General features: G+C 64.4%; 14 protein-coding genes. 5 read left to right on the top strand and 9 right to left on the bottom strand.

The window, feature by feature from the left end; all coding sequences use genetic code 11:
- Positions 1–77 precede the first annotated feature (77 nt).
- From OG225_RS36275 to OG225_RS36260, 4 genes are all read right to left on the bottom strand, one after another.
- Positions 78–890, bottom strand: coding sequence for an ABC transporter ATP-binding protein (locus tag OG225_RS36275; RefSeq protein ID WP_405179227.1), 813 nt, complete (start codon positions 888–890; stop codon positions 78–80).
- On the bottom strand, positions 887–1,891 hold the full coding sequence (locus OG225_RS36270) for a FecCD family ABC transporter permease (RefSeq protein WP_405179226.1): 1,005 nt from the start codon (positions 1,889–1,891) through the stop codon (positions 887–889). Before OG225_RS36270 ends, OG225_RS36275 begins: the two co-directional genes overlap by 4 nt.
- A 49-nt stretch (positions 1,892–1,940) precedes the next feature.
- Positions 1,941–3,011 (bottom strand): ABC transporter substrate-binding protein, encoded by a 1,071-nt coding sequence (locus tag OG225_RS36265; RefSeq protein ID WP_405183486.1) that lies wholly within the window; start codon positions 3,009–3,011, stop codon positions 1,941–1,943.
- Between the two features lie 102 nt (positions 3,012–3,113).
- A complete protein-coding gene (locus OG225_RS36260; RefSeq protein ID WP_405179225.1) occupies positions 3,114–4,106 on the bottom strand; it encodes a hypothetical protein in 993 nt (330 codons plus the stop codon).
- A 487-nt stretch (positions 4,107–4,593) separates the two neighbouring features.
- Here OG225_RS36260 and OG225_RS36255 point away from each other — a divergent pair, with 487 nt between their 5' ends.
- The 4 genes from OG225_RS36255 (at position 4,594) to OG225_RS36240 (ending at position 10,839) form a co-directional block, all read left to right on the top strand.
- Positions 4,594–5,331, top strand: a complete 738-nt coding sequence (locus OG225_RS36255; RefSeq protein ID WP_405179224.1) for a hypothetical protein — start codon at positions 4,594–4,596, stop codon at positions 5,329–5,331.
- A 278-nt stretch (positions 5,332–5,609) separates the two neighbouring features.
- Positions 5,610–6,242, top strand: a complete 633-nt coding sequence (locus OG225_RS36250; RefSeq protein ID WP_405179223.1) for a sigma-70 family RNA polymerase sigma factor — start codon at positions 5,610–5,612, stop codon at positions 6,240–6,242.
- Between the two features lie 70 nt (positions 6,243–6,312).
- Positions 6,313–7,053, top strand: a complete 741-nt coding sequence (locus tag OG225_RS36245) for a DsbA family protein (protein WP_405179222.1) — start codon at positions 6,313–6,315, stop codon at positions 7,051–7,053.
- Positions 7,054–8,682: 1,629 nt separating this feature from the next.
- Entirely contained in the window at positions 8,683–10,839 is a 2,157-nt protein-coding gene (locus OG225_RS36240) for a P-loop ATPase, Sll1717 family (protein ID WP_405179221.1), read from the top strand.
- A 542-nt stretch (positions 10,840–11,381) separates the two neighbouring features.
- On the opposite strand, the gene OG225_RS36235 is transcribed toward OG225_RS36240, so the two are convergent.
- The 5 genes from OG225_RS36235 to OG225_RS36215 form a co-directional block, all read right to left on the bottom strand.
- On the bottom strand, positions 11,382–11,525 hold the full coding sequence (locus OG225_RS36235) for a hypothetical protein (RefSeq protein ID WP_405179220.1): 144 nt from the start codon (positions 11,523–11,525) through the stop codon (positions 11,382–11,384).
- A gap of 3 nt (positions 11,526–11,528) precedes the next feature.
- Positions 11,529–11,873, bottom strand: a complete 345-nt coding sequence (locus OG225_RS36230) for a hypothetical protein (RefSeq protein ID WP_405179219.1) — start codon at positions 11,871–11,873, stop codon at positions 11,529–11,531.
- Positions 11,874–12,264: 391 nt separating this feature from the next.
- Entirely contained in the window at positions 12,265–12,573 is a 309-nt protein-coding gene (locus tag OG225_RS36225; RefSeq protein ID WP_405179218.1) for a hypothetical protein, read from the bottom strand.
- Between the two features lie 22 nt (positions 12,574–12,595).
- The gene (locus tag OG225_RS36220; protein WP_405179217.1) at positions 12,596–13,054 is read right to left on the bottom strand and encodes a DNA-directed RNA polymerase subunit beta; all 459 of its coding nucleotides are present in this window, start codon (positions 13,052–13,054) and stop codon (positions 12,596–12,598) included.
- Positions 13,051–13,431, bottom strand: a complete 381-nt coding sequence (locus OG225_RS36215; protein WP_405179216.1) for a hypothetical protein — start codon at positions 13,429–13,431, stop codon at positions 13,051–13,053. Before OG225_RS36215 ends, OG225_RS36220 begins: the two co-directional genes overlap by 4 nt.
- 165 nt (positions 13,432–13,596) lie before the next feature.
- On the opposite strand from OG225_RS36215, the gene OG225_RS36210 reads away from it, so the two are divergent.
- Complete coding sequence (locus OG225_RS36210; protein ID WP_405179215.1) at positions 13,597–14,805, top strand: helix-turn-helix domain-containing protein; 1,209 nt, start codon at positions 13,597–13,599, stop codon at positions 14,803–14,805.
- Positions 14,806–14,812: the final 7 nt, after the last annotated feature.

The following is a 14,812-nucleotide window of genomic DNA, read 5'->3' as shown; positions in this document are numbered from 1 at the left end:
GCACCGACTCACCGGACAAGTCGCGCCGCGCCGCCGAATGGTTCCCGCGACACCGAATCCCGGCTGGGCCGCCGCCCTCACCGCACGACGGTCGCCGCGGCCGAATCCTGTTCGGGCACAAGCCCCATCACTACGTGTGGCCGACCCGTGACCGGGTTGTCCATGATGAGCGCCGACACACCGAACACCTTCCGCAGCAACTCCGGGGTGAGCGTCGCGACCGGGTCGCCCGCCGCCACCACCCGACCGCCCGCGAGGACCACCACGTGGTCGGCGTAGGCCAGCGCCTGGCTCAGGTCGTGCATCGCCACCACGATGGTCGCGTCGAGTTCGCCGAGCAACCGCAACAGCGCCAATTGGGCATGGATGTCGAGGTGATTGGTGGGTTCGTCGAGCAGGATCACCGGGGCCTGCTGCGCCAGCGCCCGCGCCAGCAGCACCCGCTGGCGCTCACCGCCGGACAGTCCGGAGAAGGGCCGGTCGGCGAAGCCGTCCACGTCCACCCGCCGCATCGCCGCCGCTACGATCTCGCGATCACGCGCCGAATCCGGCTGGAAGTACTTCTTGTGCGGTGAGCGGCCCATCGCGACGATCTCGCCCACCGTGAATTCCGCCGTGGCGCCGTGATGTTGAGTCACAACGGCGCGCATCCTCGCCATCTGCTTGGCCGGAGTGCGCCACACGTCGCGCCCGCCGATGCTGGCGGTGCCCGCACTCGGCCTGCACGCGCGGTAGATCGCGCGCAGCAGCGTCGACTTCCCCGATCCGTTCGGCCCGACCAGCGCGGTGATCCGTCCCGGTTCCGCGCTCATGTCGACATCGTCGAGAATGGTCGACCCGTCGATCTCGACCCGCAACCCCGAAACCCGCACCGAGGCATCCGATCTCATACCGCCCCTCCCGACCGGCTGCGTTTGAGCAGCCACAGGAAGAACGGCCCGCCGAGCGCCGCGGTGAAGATGGTCAACGGGTACTCGTTCGGGATGTCGATCGAGCGGGCCGCCAGATCGATCAGCACCAGGAACGCCGCGCCGAGCAGCGCCGCGGCGGGCAGCAGACGCCGGTAGTCGGCGCCGATCACGAAGCGGGCGATGTGCGGGATGATCAGGCCGACGAATCCGACGCCGCCCGCGATACTCACCGACAACCCGGTCAGCACCGCGACGATCACGATCAACCGCACCCGCAACCGGTTCACGTCGACACCGAGCGCCACGGCGTCGTCGTCGCCCATCGACAGCGCGTTGAGCCCGCGCCCCTGCATGGTCAGCCAGCCAAGGCATACCGCGGCCAGCGCCGCGGGCACGACGAGCGCGCCCAGTTCGACGCCGGCCACACTGCCCATCATCCAGAACAGGATGCCGCGGATCTCGGCGGGTTCGGAGCGCAACTGGATCAGGCTCGTCGCCGCCGCGGCCACCTGACCGACACCGACACCGGCCAAGACGATGCGGGGACCGGTGAATTCACCGTTGTGATGGGCGAACAACAACACCAGCAGCAGCGCCGCCACCGCCCCGGCGAACGCGGCCAGCGGCACGCCCAGGTTGCGGATCCACAGCGCCGACGCCGACGACATCACCGCGACGGCCGCCAGCGCCGCGCCCGAGGAGACCCCGAGCACGAACGGATCGGCCAGCGGATTGCGCACCATGCCTTGCAGCACCGCGCCCGCGACCGACAGCGCCGCTCCGACGAGCACCGCCGCCAGCACGCGCGGGACCCGTAACTGCCAGACGATCATCCCCGACAGGGCATCCGGGCCCGCTCCGCTGTGGAACACGTGGAATCGCAGCGTGGCCCACACCTGCGCGACCGGCACCGTGACCGATCCCAGCGCGACCCCGGCCAGACACGCCAGCACGACCGCCGCGACGCCGACGCCGAGCACGATCGAGGGCCGGAACCGCCCCGACCCCGCCCACCGGGTGCGCGCGGGCTCAGAAGGCGTAGGGGTGGGCGACTCTGGCGATCTTCTCGATCGCGTCGGCGTTGGCGGGTCCGAGATAGATGCCATCGGAGACTTTCACGTAGGTCCTGTTCTTCGACGCGTTCCACTGCGGATAGGCGGCGAACAGTTTCGCGGCCTCCGCGTCGAGATCCTCACCCGGCCGGTACGCGCCGACGACGAGGACGTCGACCTGGGCCGCGGCGAGTTGTTCCGCGCTGAGGTTCCCGGTGAGGTCCCAGCCGCCGTTCGGGAAGCTCGGCTCGCCTCCGGCCGCGCGGACGACCGAGTCGTAGATGTTGCCGGAGAACACGGCGGGAAGACCGTTGGCGTTCATCACGCTCATATCGGGGAACGCGATCAACATCCGTTTGGGCGGTTTGCCCTCGACCTTGCCGCGCACGGCATCGATACGCCCGCGCAGCTGGTCCGTCAGCGCGGATGCCCGGTCGCGCACCCCGAACACCTCGCCGATCAGTTCCACGAATCGCAGCGACGACTCGGTGGAACCGTCACGGTAGGTCCGCTCCTCCGCCGCGGTGATGTCGCGGGGTTTGCCGTAGGCGCAGTTCACCGGATTGACCAGCGTGCGAATCCCGGCCTGGTGCAGCATGTCCCGGCTCGCGAAGCCGTATTTGGGATCGAATCCGCCCGACCAGGTCGACACCACCAGGTCCGGGCGCAGGGCCAGCGCCTGTTCGGCGGGAACGTCGGCCGCGTCGTTCAGTGTCAGCCCGGCCTTGGGCAGGGCCGCGACCTTGTCCGCCATCCCCGGGATATCGGAGACGCCGTAGAACTGGGTATTGGCGGCGACGGCGGACTCGAGTCCCAGCGAGACGAAGGTCTCCGCCTCGCCGACGGACGCGCCTTGCAGGATGAGCACCCGCTGCGGCGGCCGCTGGAAGGTCTGCTGGAAACCGCAATTGTCGACGGTGACCGGGTAGCCCGCGGCCGGTGCGGCGGAATCGTTCTCGCCGACGGTCGCCGTGCCGCAGGCCCCGAGCAGCCCGCTGCCACTGAACAGCAGCCCGCACATGGCGAGCCGGAAAAGGCTTCGTGTCATCACGTCGCGTGGCCGTCCTCTGCGATGTCTGTGCCGCGGACCGCACCCGGCCCGTCACCGCAGTAGTCGCCGCGAGCGGCCATCCGGTTCCCGTGGCACCGGTCACATGTGCCGCACCGGTACGCCGGATTCGGCGCCCGCGCGCCGCAGATGGCGACGACGGCGCACCAGCGCGGCGGCGAACAACAGCGAGCCTGCCGCGACGACCAGCGCCGCTTGGGGAACCGGCAGCGCCCACATCGTCTCGGCGACCACCACACCGGGCTCACCGAAAGTCACCGGCACACCGCCGATATCGGTCGGCAGGAAACCGACCTGGGCATCGAAGCGCACTCCGGGCCACACCCCGCTCAGCCGAACCGTGCCCGTATACGAGGCGCCGGGCACCAGCACGACGGTGGGCACGGTGGCGAGATCGGGCAGTATCCGCGTGCTGTAGAGGCCGGACAAACCCGCGACGACGCGCCCCATCACGGTAACGGTGCCGGTGTTGGTAACCGTGAAGCCGATCTCGGCCGATCCCGGCGCGAACGGGTCGCGCACCGGCCGGTATTCGCCCGCGACATCGGTGATCTCGACCGCCGCCCGCACCGTTCCCGCCACCCGAAGCGGGATCGGGCGCCAGGTGTCCACCGCCGCCCCCGCCGGTCGCGATCCGTCGGCGTCGACGGCCGCGACCGCCAGCGGATGGTCCCCGGCCACAGCGTCGGCGGCGACCGAGAAGGTGAACGAAACCCGTGCGGTACCCCCGGCGGCCACGGTCACCTCGCTCCCGTCCAGGACAAGTACGCCCGCCTCCGATTCCCGTGGTGACCAGCCGACCATCCCGTCGGCCCCGGTCACGGTGCGCCCGGCCAGCAATCTGGCCGTCACGGCGCGCCCGCACGCGTTCTCGATCTCGACGACCCCGGTCGCCCGGCCCCCCGGACCCACGGGCGGACCGGCCGCGACGAACGCGTCACGCAACGACCAGCACACCACCTGCGGGGGCACGGGCGCCGCACGCGGGTCGCCCGCACCGCACACGGTCACGACGACGGCCACCGCGGCGCAGCACACGCCCCTGGACACCGTGCGGCCGCGATTCGAGATCATGAGTCCAGCATGGCGTCCACATCGCCGCGTACTCAACCCACCGCCCGCCGTGCCCCGGCGCGCGATGCCGCCCGCGCCACCGGTCGGGAACCCTGCGCCGCACCACCGCGACCAATCGGGTACGACACGTCGACAACCCACCGGAGATCGACATCTCGAAGCACGGCGCGTCCCCGCCGCTCGAGCCTCGAAAGGCCCCCGCACCAACCGAAACCGCCACGCCGCCAGGCCCGCGCCTCCAGTGTGTCCACAATCACATCTACCCAGACGGCGAGCGTGCCCGCACACGAACGAATCCGCTGGCGCGACCGCGAAGAATGACCGACCAGTCCGCGCGCGACCACTGAGAATCAGGCTTCCGCCAGTGGATTCGGCACCGGAACACCCACACCGGAACACACCCCGCACCACAGGCCTATCGGGGGGCGCCCCGGCATACCGCTCCGGAATTGCTGACCGCGCCCCGCGACGGGCTCGGCTCGGCCGAATGGATGAGGCATCGGCGCCCATCCGCCATACTGTCATCGGCCCCGCTCACATGAGCGGCGCGGAGCCGGGAGACGACACCGTCGCGATGGCCGCCGTTCGGCCCGAGGCCGATCCGACGATGGAAAGCACGATGAGAACCACGCCGCGCGCAGCTCCACCAGCGAGGGTGCTGCGTTCGTCGGCTTTCGCGGTCGTGTGCGTACTGCTGTCGGTCTCCGGTCACGCCGTCACGGCCGGGCATCCGGTGTCGCTGTCCACCTCGACGCTCGCGACGATCTTCATCGCCGCGACGACATGGTCGATCACGGATCGGCGACGCGGCCTGTTCTCGATCACCGCCGGATTGCTCGGTGGTCAAGCGCTGTTGCACTGGTGGTTCACCGTCGACCCCGGGGCCGGTGCGCACGCGCACACGGGGTCGGCCGAGCACATCACCGAGACGCGATCGGCGCCGATGCTCGCCGCGCACGTTCTCGCCGCCGCGCTGTGCGGGGTGTGGCTGTGGTGGGGCGAGCGCACCGCCTTCGCGTTGGCGCACACCCTCTACACGAGATTCGTCCTGCCGCTGCTGCTGTTGTCGCCACACCCGACGACGGCGACCGCGCCACCGCGTGCCCGCACCGTGACCACCGGCGAACGTCCCCGTGTTCACGACGCTCTGCGGCACTGCGTGGCCCGGCGCGGTCCACCGCCTGGCGCCATCCCCCATCGAAGAGTCCGTCTCACAGCACCCTGACCTCCCGATCGCTGTTCCGGCTGTTCCGTCGGTCCACCGCTCGGGCGCCGCGCTGTGCCGTCGACGGACGCCGTCCTCGCGGCCCCCGGCCGAGGGCGTTCGACAACGGCAGGCGCGCCCGGCTCGTGACGCGCACCGGGATCGCTCTGCCATCGAGACCGATGCCGCGTGCGCGCGCGTCCCGACCAGAAGATGCGATATGAACTGGCTCTACCCTGTGCTGCGACGACGCAGCGCCACGACCGTCCCGGCTACGACACGGGCCATCGTCCCGGTACATGCCGATGTCCACCGATGACCACCTGACCGCGCTGGCATTGGCCGCGGGCGCGGGCGACCGGAACGCTCTGGCCGAATTCATCCGGTCGACCCAGGCCGATGTCTGGCGGTTCGTCGCCCACCTGACCGATGTCCAGTCCGCCGACGATCTCACCCAGGAGACCTATCTGCGGGCGATGGGCAGCCTTCCGCGTTTCGCGGGCCGCTCCACCGCCCGCACATGGTTGCTGTCCATCGCGCGCCGCGCTGTCATCGATCGCCTGCGCAACGCCTCCGCCCGCCCCCGCACCGCCCGCGGCGCGGATTGGGAGGCCGCGATCGAACAGCGGCGCGACCGCCACGACGGCGATGTGAGCGAGGACATGGTGGTCGCCGACCTGTTGCGCAGGCTGCCCGAGGAACGCCGCGAGGCATTCGTGCTCACCCAGATCCTCGGGCTCAGTTACGCCGAAGCCGCCCAGGCCGCCGACTGCCCGGTCGGCACCATCCGGTCCAGAGTCGCGCGAGCACGCGAGACGCTCGTCGAGATCTGGCGCGGCATCGAGGCGGAATCCAACGTCTACCACCTTCCCGCCGGCCGAGCGGCCGGTCGCGGCGGCGAGGTCGACACACCGGTCGCACGAGCACGATGACCCGAGGGGAGCCCGCGGCACGCAGGCGCCGCGGGCTCCCCGCACGACTCATGGAACGAGACAACACACAATGAATCGACGACCCACGAACCCACTCGCGACAGCCGACAAGACCGAAAAGCGCCGCCGCACACTGATCCAGATCGCGGTCGCCGCCGTTCTCGTCGGTCTCATCGCCGCGATCGGCGCCAATATCGCTGTCAAGCGAGCCGACCGCGACCGTCCCTCGGCGACCCCGTCGATACCCGCCGTCAGCGGCCCGACCGGCGTCACCGGCTCCCTCACCGACCAAGGCGCCATCCGCATCGGAAAACCCGGTGCGCCCAGAACGATTCGACTCGTCGCCGATCTGCAATGCCCGGCGTGCAAGGAATTCGAACACACCTACGGCCCCCTGCTCGAGGACGCGGTGACCAACGGCAGAGCCACCGTCGACTACGACATCATCGCCTTCCTCGATCGCGCCTCCACGAGCGAATACTCCTCCCGCGCCGCCAACGCCTCCTATTGCGCCGCCGAATCCGACCCGACGAAATACCAGCGGTGGCTCGCGACCATGTACGACCACCAGCCCCGCGAAGGCAGTGACGGACTTCCCGACACCACTCTGGTCACCATCGCCGCGGGCGCCGACTACACCGACCCCGCGTTCGGCAGCTGCGTCACCGACCATCGCTACATCGACTACGCCCGCGCCCGCACGCAGGAGGTGCTCACCGGCGGCGTTCAATCCACCCCCACGATATTCCTCGACGGCACACAGGTCTCCGCCACCGAACTCGCCGCCGCCCTGTCCACCGATCCACGGTGAACTCGCGGCGCCACAGCGTCTTTCGCGGGCACGCGCACAGATGGCGCGGCACCGGGATCCACCCCCCACAGCCACCTGTTCACTGATAGTCTCCGAGACGACGCCGGGTGTTGGTTGTGCTCCGCCCCCGTCTTCTGAGAAGTGGTGGGACGGCGAGGGAACGCCGTCCCACCACCGGAGAGTACGAACCCGGTGGCGGATCGGCCGGCCGGCTTCGACAGCTTGTCCGGCGGGGTCCTCGAGTCTCCAGTCACGGTAGTCGGCACCCTGAAAGCAGCGGCAGCCGTCTCCGCGACCCGTCGGTGATGACGACATCGCAACTCTGAGCGACTTCGGCAGACAGGACTTTCGGCTCCAACGCACCGCAGACCGCGTCAAGCCGTAGGCGGGACCTTCGTGCGTGCAGCCCGACATCGTCTACGACACCCAAGAAGACCGCCCGACCAAGAAACCATTCCCCTCCTGATCGACCTCGCGGCAATGCTCGTGGCCCTGCCATGGTGCGCGCGGTCACCATTCCGGCGGACGCGTAGGTGACGCGTACAGGTCCGAGAGATCGTGAAATGGCCGGCACTCGCTGCACGAGAGGCTGTCAAGCCAGTCGAGCGACGATCCGGCGGCGCGGGACATCGACATCGGATAGAGACTTTGAAGCTGACCGAAACAGAGCAACATCTATTGCGACACACCCTGTCTCACCGCGAAACCTATTTCCGGGCGCCGGACAGACCGTCTCCCGATCAGCACGCAGCGTCGGGATGCCGCTGTTCGCCCCCTCGTACACCGCAGAACGAAAGAACCCCCCGGGGGATCAATCAACCCAGGCCGCCCCGACGAACACGCAGGTCAACTCGGCAACACCCGACTATCCGAGGCGTCCCGTCAACACAATCCGATGACTATGTCATCACCAGAACTGCACAAAACAGACATTTGACGACAAAAATGACCTCTACCTGCGGTTTTGCATCGCAAATCTGAGCCGCCTGGGGGAATCGAACCCCCGACCTTTTCATTACGAGAAGTGACGACTACCACTAGCAACTCTGAACTATCAAGAGGGTGATGAAAATGCATCTGAGCTGGCTATATGAAAGCTCTCAACAATCCGTGACAACCGAATGCACGTTCGACTCAAGATGACGTCGCCAGACTTAGTTGGGACTTAGTTGGAGCAACTCCGCTGCCGTCGCTTGCGTGTCGCAGCACGACACACCGTAACCCAAGAGGGCGCAGCTATCGACCAGCGTCGACCGGGTCGCAGGGGTTGAGTGCGGCACACCAGGATCTGACATCCGGGCAGCGGAATGCGGCCAGTCCGCGCAGAGCAGACACCGCCCTACTCACCGGGGCGAGATGTCGGCCATACACTTCCCTGTCTGTCTGGGACACCCGGTTCAGCGGCAGCCTGTTCCATACAGAAGCGCAAGCCTGTCAGTGACGAGTCTTCGTGACGGGATGCGTGCAGCGGCAATCAGAGGATGCAACTTCTCAGAAATCGACACCATCATCGAAACCCTGTGCAACGATTGCTCGTTCGGAGGTGACGGAAGTGAAGTCTGCTCCGACAAAGACATTCAGCAGCGATAGGCGACGTACAGGTGCTGCGTGGCGACGAGAGGGAGGGCTATGGTCAGGCGCAGAAACAAGAGGACAAAGCAGTCAGCCGCCACTGCATCGAGTAATCCGCCTCAAATTGCAACTTCAGGTTCTGCCCAAGCTAGTCTTCAAGTAGTTGTCAAAGTTCCAAAGGATACATCTCTCAAACTGCCAAAAGATGCAATAAAGCGCATCAACATCGGACAGTCTTTTGCCGAGTATGATGCGGCACTGAATGACCCCACGATTTATGTTCACACGCCAGCACTTGCCGCTGCTGCCGACCCGGAGAGCGGAAAAGTGTTCTTTGTGGGCCGCCGCGGTACTGGAAAAACAGCTATTCGTAGGTACTGTGCGCTCAATGGAGACCAGACCAGGGTTATCGTCCCAGAAATATTCAGCCCTTCGTCAACGCTACAAGAAGTAGAGCTGCTCCGGAATGTAAAGCAGAGACCTTTTCGATCGCTCGTAACCGCTTTTAGGCGGGCGATTCAAATTGAGATTGTTTCAATCTGGCTGGACAGCTACCCTACGCGCCCCTCTATCCCTAGCGAGGTCCAGCAAGAGTTGGATACTTTTGCAGATTTGGATTTTGATCTGCGTAGCCTTAAGGCGATATCGCGCATTAGCGGAGCACTAGCGGACGGTGATGATGAAAGATGGTTGCGCGAAAATAAAATAGCCAAGCAAGTGGCCGACGGAATCAAGAAGATGTGGTCCAATGTACTGACCACTCAAACGGTTCTAATTGATAGCATCGATGACTATTGGGAGGGGAGCGACGAAGGGCTCGTCTATCTGACAGCCTTCATGCACGCCTGTCAGGAAGTATCTACCCAGATTCCAAAAGCACGCGCCATTCTATTTCTTAGAGAGAATATCTTCGAACGCGTTAGAGCACTGGACACCGAGTCATCCCGCATTGAAACTGCCGTTGTAGGAATGGAATGGACAGAGCGTCAACTGCTCGAAGTGGTCGAACGTCGCCTGAATAGGAATCTAACGGCGAAATTCGACCTGAAAGGCGGTACGTGGCAGGCGTTCTTTGAACAGCCAGATGATGCGTGGCGAAGCGTGCTCGACTACTGCCAGCGGCGGCCAAGAGATGTCCTAATCTATGCCAGCAATGCTGTTGAAGCGGCGCAAGGTGCAGGACATGAGCGAATCTTGATTGAGGATGTTCAGCAGGCAAGGCGACGCTTCTCAGACAACCGATTTAAGGATCTGGGCGACGAGTACTCGGAAAATTACCCCCGCATCGCTACAGTACTTTCTCGCTTTTACGGCCTTGGAACTGCTTTTACTTTCGCCGGAGTTGAGTCATTGATCATGATGCTTCTTGACGACCCGGAGGTATCTAGATTCTGCGGTACGTGGATATACGAGAACTCTTCTCCCGAGAAATTCATTCGACTTCTGTATGACATCGGTTTCGTTGGAATACGTAGCGATGGAAAGCCCGTGAAGTTTCGCGCCCTGGGGCCAATGGACACTAGCCCACCTCCCGTGTCCAATACGACTGATATTGTTATTCACCGATGCTACTGGGACGCCCTGGACCTCCAGGATCGCCTGGTTCGCGATCTTTCCGGGAAGAAAGGTTTTGGGAAGATCGGAATAATCGAAGATCTTCCCGGCGGGTTCGATCCCAACGAATATGCGGACGCTGTCGAAATGGCCCTTTCCACGTTGCAAGAACTGCCTTTGGGAACCCCTGGAGCGACAGATTTCGAAGAAGTCGTTGGCGATGTATTGAAGCTCTGCTTTTTTCGAAGTCTCGTAAATGTCGAAGAGAGGGTCAGAAATCACAATGGTCGAGTGATACGCGATTGGATTGCATCGAATCGAGCCACTAGCGGATTCTGGGAATCGGTACGTTCGCGATACGACGCCGTCCAGATCACCTGGGAGTGCAAGAACTACACAGACCTCCATGCTGATGACTTCCATCAACTCTCCTACTATATGTCCGAGGCGGCGGGAAGATTTGTTGTTGTCGTATTTCGCGGTGAAATAAAGCCGAGTTACTATGAACATATGCAGAGAGTGCTGGCGAGCACAAAGGGCTTGATACTTCCGCTAAATACCAAAGATCTTATGGTTTTTCTTCGACAAGCTCTAAACGGCAAAATCAAGGAAGACCACATCCAAGACCGTTACGATACTATCGTAAGGAAACTTTCATAGTCTTTGGCGCAGCGTCACATTCGATGGCAAGCCCCGGAGGGGCGCGGCAGCTCGTATACATGGTGCTGGGTTAGGAACGTCGCGTGGGGGGTGGGCACTGAAGGTGCTGGGTGTGGCGGTTTGGAGTCCTTCACTCCTGTGGTTCTGCGCCTGGGTGCCCGCCCGCAGCGGAGCGAAGGGCGGGCACCTGGGCGGCGCGGCTTTGCCGCGCTCTTGTTCCTGTAGAGAGAAATTCGGCAAGTTCTCTTTCGTTGGGTTCCCTCTCTCCTTTCTTCTTTTTCTTCTTTCCCAGGGTTCCCAACTCTTCTCACACTCTCTTCTCCACATGAATTCAAGCCTGCGCCCACCAACTCTTCCGCGAATGATCAGATTGCCAAGTCATCAGCTGAGCTGCTGGCAGGCACCCGCGCGAAGGGTCCGCAGGTGGTGAGGGTTCCCGATACCGGCACGGCAAGTGTCTTCGGCATCCACGGGTGTTCGGCGGACATGCGAAAACCCCGGTTACGCGGTGGTGCGTAACCGGGGTCTCGGTCGCTGGCGTGTCAGGGTTGGTTTCGGGTGGCGCGGCGGTGGACGTAGGCGGGTCCGCGTAGGCGATCCCACCACAGTCGCAGGTAGAAGGGGATGCGGGCGCGAGCCTTCTTGCGGAGCGGAATGGGTTGATCGGCGTCGGCGTATCGCTTCATGGGTCAGCCTCCCGGGCATTCTCTTGTCGATACCGTACGGGTTGCGGTGTGGTCGGTGAAGTCGAAAGGCCGGTTGGTCAGTGATCCGTAGACGCGGGCTCGTATTCGCCAGTCTCCGGCGACGCATTCTGCGGACACATGATAGGTGCGGGTGGGTACCGGGATGGCGGAATCGACGGTCAGTGCCTGGGGTATCCATGATCCGTTGACTACCCGGTCCAGGGTCAATTCCATGGTGTGACTTTCCGGGGGGATGTCGCATTCGGCCTTGGCGTCGCCGAAGATGACAGGGGCGAGCACGCTCGGACGGCTGAACGTGAATTCCAGGCCACAGGATTTGGCAGCCACCGGTGTCGGGCTCGCGGATGCGGTAACGGGCACGGCGAGCAGTGCGAGAACTGCGATAGCCGCTGCCGATCGTAAGCTATTGAGGGACAATATAATTCCTTTGCAAGGCGTGGACGATTCGGCGATCGGCAATGTCCCCGGTGGTCGCACTGGCAAGTACAAGTCACCGGAGGCTGCCGTTCCCGCTGATGCTCCTGGGCCTCTGACATATCGGGCATCGGGCGGGAAGTTGGAGGGGCGGAGTTGCCCCGGGCCGCGGTGTCTTCCTGGGCACGGGGGAAGACGCCTGGGATGGTCCGGGGGCTCGCCCTGCCCGCTGTTGAAGGGAAGCCAGCTGTCCCGGGGTCTCAGGGCCGGGGCTGGGCGCTGCGGGCAAGTCTCGGGTGTGCGGTCAGTGGTTGGGGTTCCAGCTGCCGGACGCAGGGATTGTGCGGTCGGGAACGATGAGTGTGCAAGTCAGCGCGAGGGCTTTGGGGCTGGCACCGAAATGCCCGAGCGTGGGGGCGAGGATGGCGCGTGCGTGGTGTTTGCGGGCGGTTCCCACGATCAACGCTGTCGGCATGTAGGTGTCGGCGTCGACGGTGAGGGTGTGCGCGAGGTGGAATCCGTGCGCGCGTGCCAGGGCGGTGATGACGAGGTGGTCGGCGGGCTCGGCCGGGCTGTGTTCCAGGTTGATCAGACCTATTGCGTTGATAGGCAACCGTGTTCACTCCTCCCCAGGTTCACACATGGGTGTGGGTGTCGGCGTGGAGGCAGACCCGGATGGAGTCGAGTACAGCCAACCCGGAGGGCCGGAATGTGCTGTGTGCGGGAGTGATCCATGCCCGGTAGAACAGTCCTCGGTCCGAGGGTGAGGGCAGCATGATTTCTGCTCCGTCGTTCAGGATCGTGACCCTATTGCGCCACAACGGCACATCTCGGGCTGCGATCCGGGCGGGGATATCGGAGCAGGTGAGAAAGGTCCACTGCCCCTCACGCGGGTGGGAGATGATCGGTCCGCCTCCGTGCTGGCGTCGGTCCAAGTCCATCTTCACCATCTGCGCGAGTTCGGCGGGCAACTGGATCGCCCACACCAGACCGGCGCGGACACTGATACGCCCGGTACCGGGCTCGACGGTCGCGGGTAGGTGGCAGATACGGCGGTAGTACTCGCACCGCGAAGCGGGAGTGTCGGCGGTCATGACCGGTCCATCTGTTGTCGAGCGGCGGTGAGGTCGTCGACGGCGTTGATGTGCGCGGTGAGTTCGGCAACTGAGTCCGCGGTGACGTTGCCTGCATATCCGGCGACCTCGTCACTGGTCAACAGTCCTTCGCCTTCCAACCCGGACAGCAACCCGGCGAACTGCTCGGCGGTAGGGACACGGCGGACATACCACCGCAGCCAGCCTCGTGCCCCGTCTGCGGGCTCCGGGAGCGGTGGACCTTCCTCCTCGAGTCGAACCAACCGAATCGCGTTACGTTCGTCGCGGTGACTACGCAGATACGCCAGGTTCGCGTTGTAGTGCTGCTGCGCGGTCGGCTCGCGCTGGTCTTCGTTGTCGTCGCTGGGCCATCCCATTCCCTGCGCCTCCCTACTCGATTCACGTGGTAGGCACCCGCCACCGGCGAGTGAACCTCAGACCGGCAGCGGGGCTGAGATCACCGTGCCGTACCGGTCGGACGTGAAGTACGAAGGAATTTCGTACTCTTGGCACTGAGGCTCCCGTTAAATGGAATGGTGACCATGACCCAAGATCGCGGTAGCGTGGCTGCGCGTGTAGCTCAGGCGCGGAAGTTGTCTGGTCTTACACAACGCCAGCTTGCGGAACGGGCTAATGTTTCGATCGGCCTCGTCCGTTCGGTCGAACAGCGCCGCGTGGCAGCGACTCCGGCGTTCCTGGGCGCAGTGTCGAAGGCTTTACGGGTCTCGGTGATCGAGCTGACCGGGCAGCCGTTCACACCTGCTCCCGGTCCCGATACTGAAGTTCGCGTTGCCATTGCGGTTCTTCGCACCGAGTTGGCCGCGTTCGACATCGACAATGCTGATGTCTCGACAGTTCGACCACTTGCGCGGATCTCCGCTGATGTCGAGAAGGTGCGCAGTTTCCGGCGTGCGGCGTCGTTCCACAAACTCGGAGAGGCTCTGCCCGAACTGCTGGGTGAGGTGCGAGCGGCGGTGCACCGCGCGATCGGCCACGAGCGAGATGAGGCTCTGACCTTGTTATGCGAGTTGTACTACTCAGCGCACAGCCTCGCTCACAAGCTCGGATACGTCGACCTCGCTGCGCTCGCTGTCGACCGAATGACATGGGCCGCATATGAATGCGGGCATGAACTATGGATCGCGACAAGTCAGTTCCAACGCGCCGCTCTGCTGACATCGGGCGGAGACTGGACGGCTGCTCTGAGATTTCTAGAACGATGCCGATCGAGTATCGAACCGCGTCTTGGTGCCGGTCGTCGGCATGATCTCATTGCGTGGGGTGGTCTGCATCTGCAATCTGGGCTCGCCGCTTCACGATCCGGCAAAAGCGACCTTGCCGACATGCACCTCTCCGAAGCACGTGAGGCAGCGATGCGGCTCGGCGACGACCTGGACCCCATCCTGTCCTTCGGACCGACGAACGTGGCTATCTGGTCAGTTGCGCTGGCGGTGGAGGCTATGGACGGTGCCGAGGCGCTGAACCGCGCGAAGGCGGTCGTAATCCCCGATGCCACGCCGAAGGAACGGGCTGGGCACCACTACATCGACGTCGCTCGTGCGTATCTGCTACACGGTGACCGTTCCCGGGCTTTCGATGCCCTTCTGACCGCAAAGGCAATCGCGCCAGCGCAGACCCGCTACAACCCGATGGTGCATGAAACGACGCGCGCACTCGCCAGAGCGGAAGTGCGCACGGTTGATACGGTCCACGGCTTCGCGGTGTGGTGCGGGATTGCCAATCGCCTGTAGCTGGGCC

Origin of the sequence: Nocardia sp. NBC_01377 (assembly GCF_045040005.1) — a bacterium.
Lineage (GTDB): Bacteria > Actinomycetota > Actinomycetes > Mycobacteriales > Mycobacteriaceae > Nocardia > Nocardia noduli.
The sequence above is the reverse complement of the archived record's forward strand: the minus strand, read 5'-3'. Positions and strand labels throughout refer to the sequence as shown.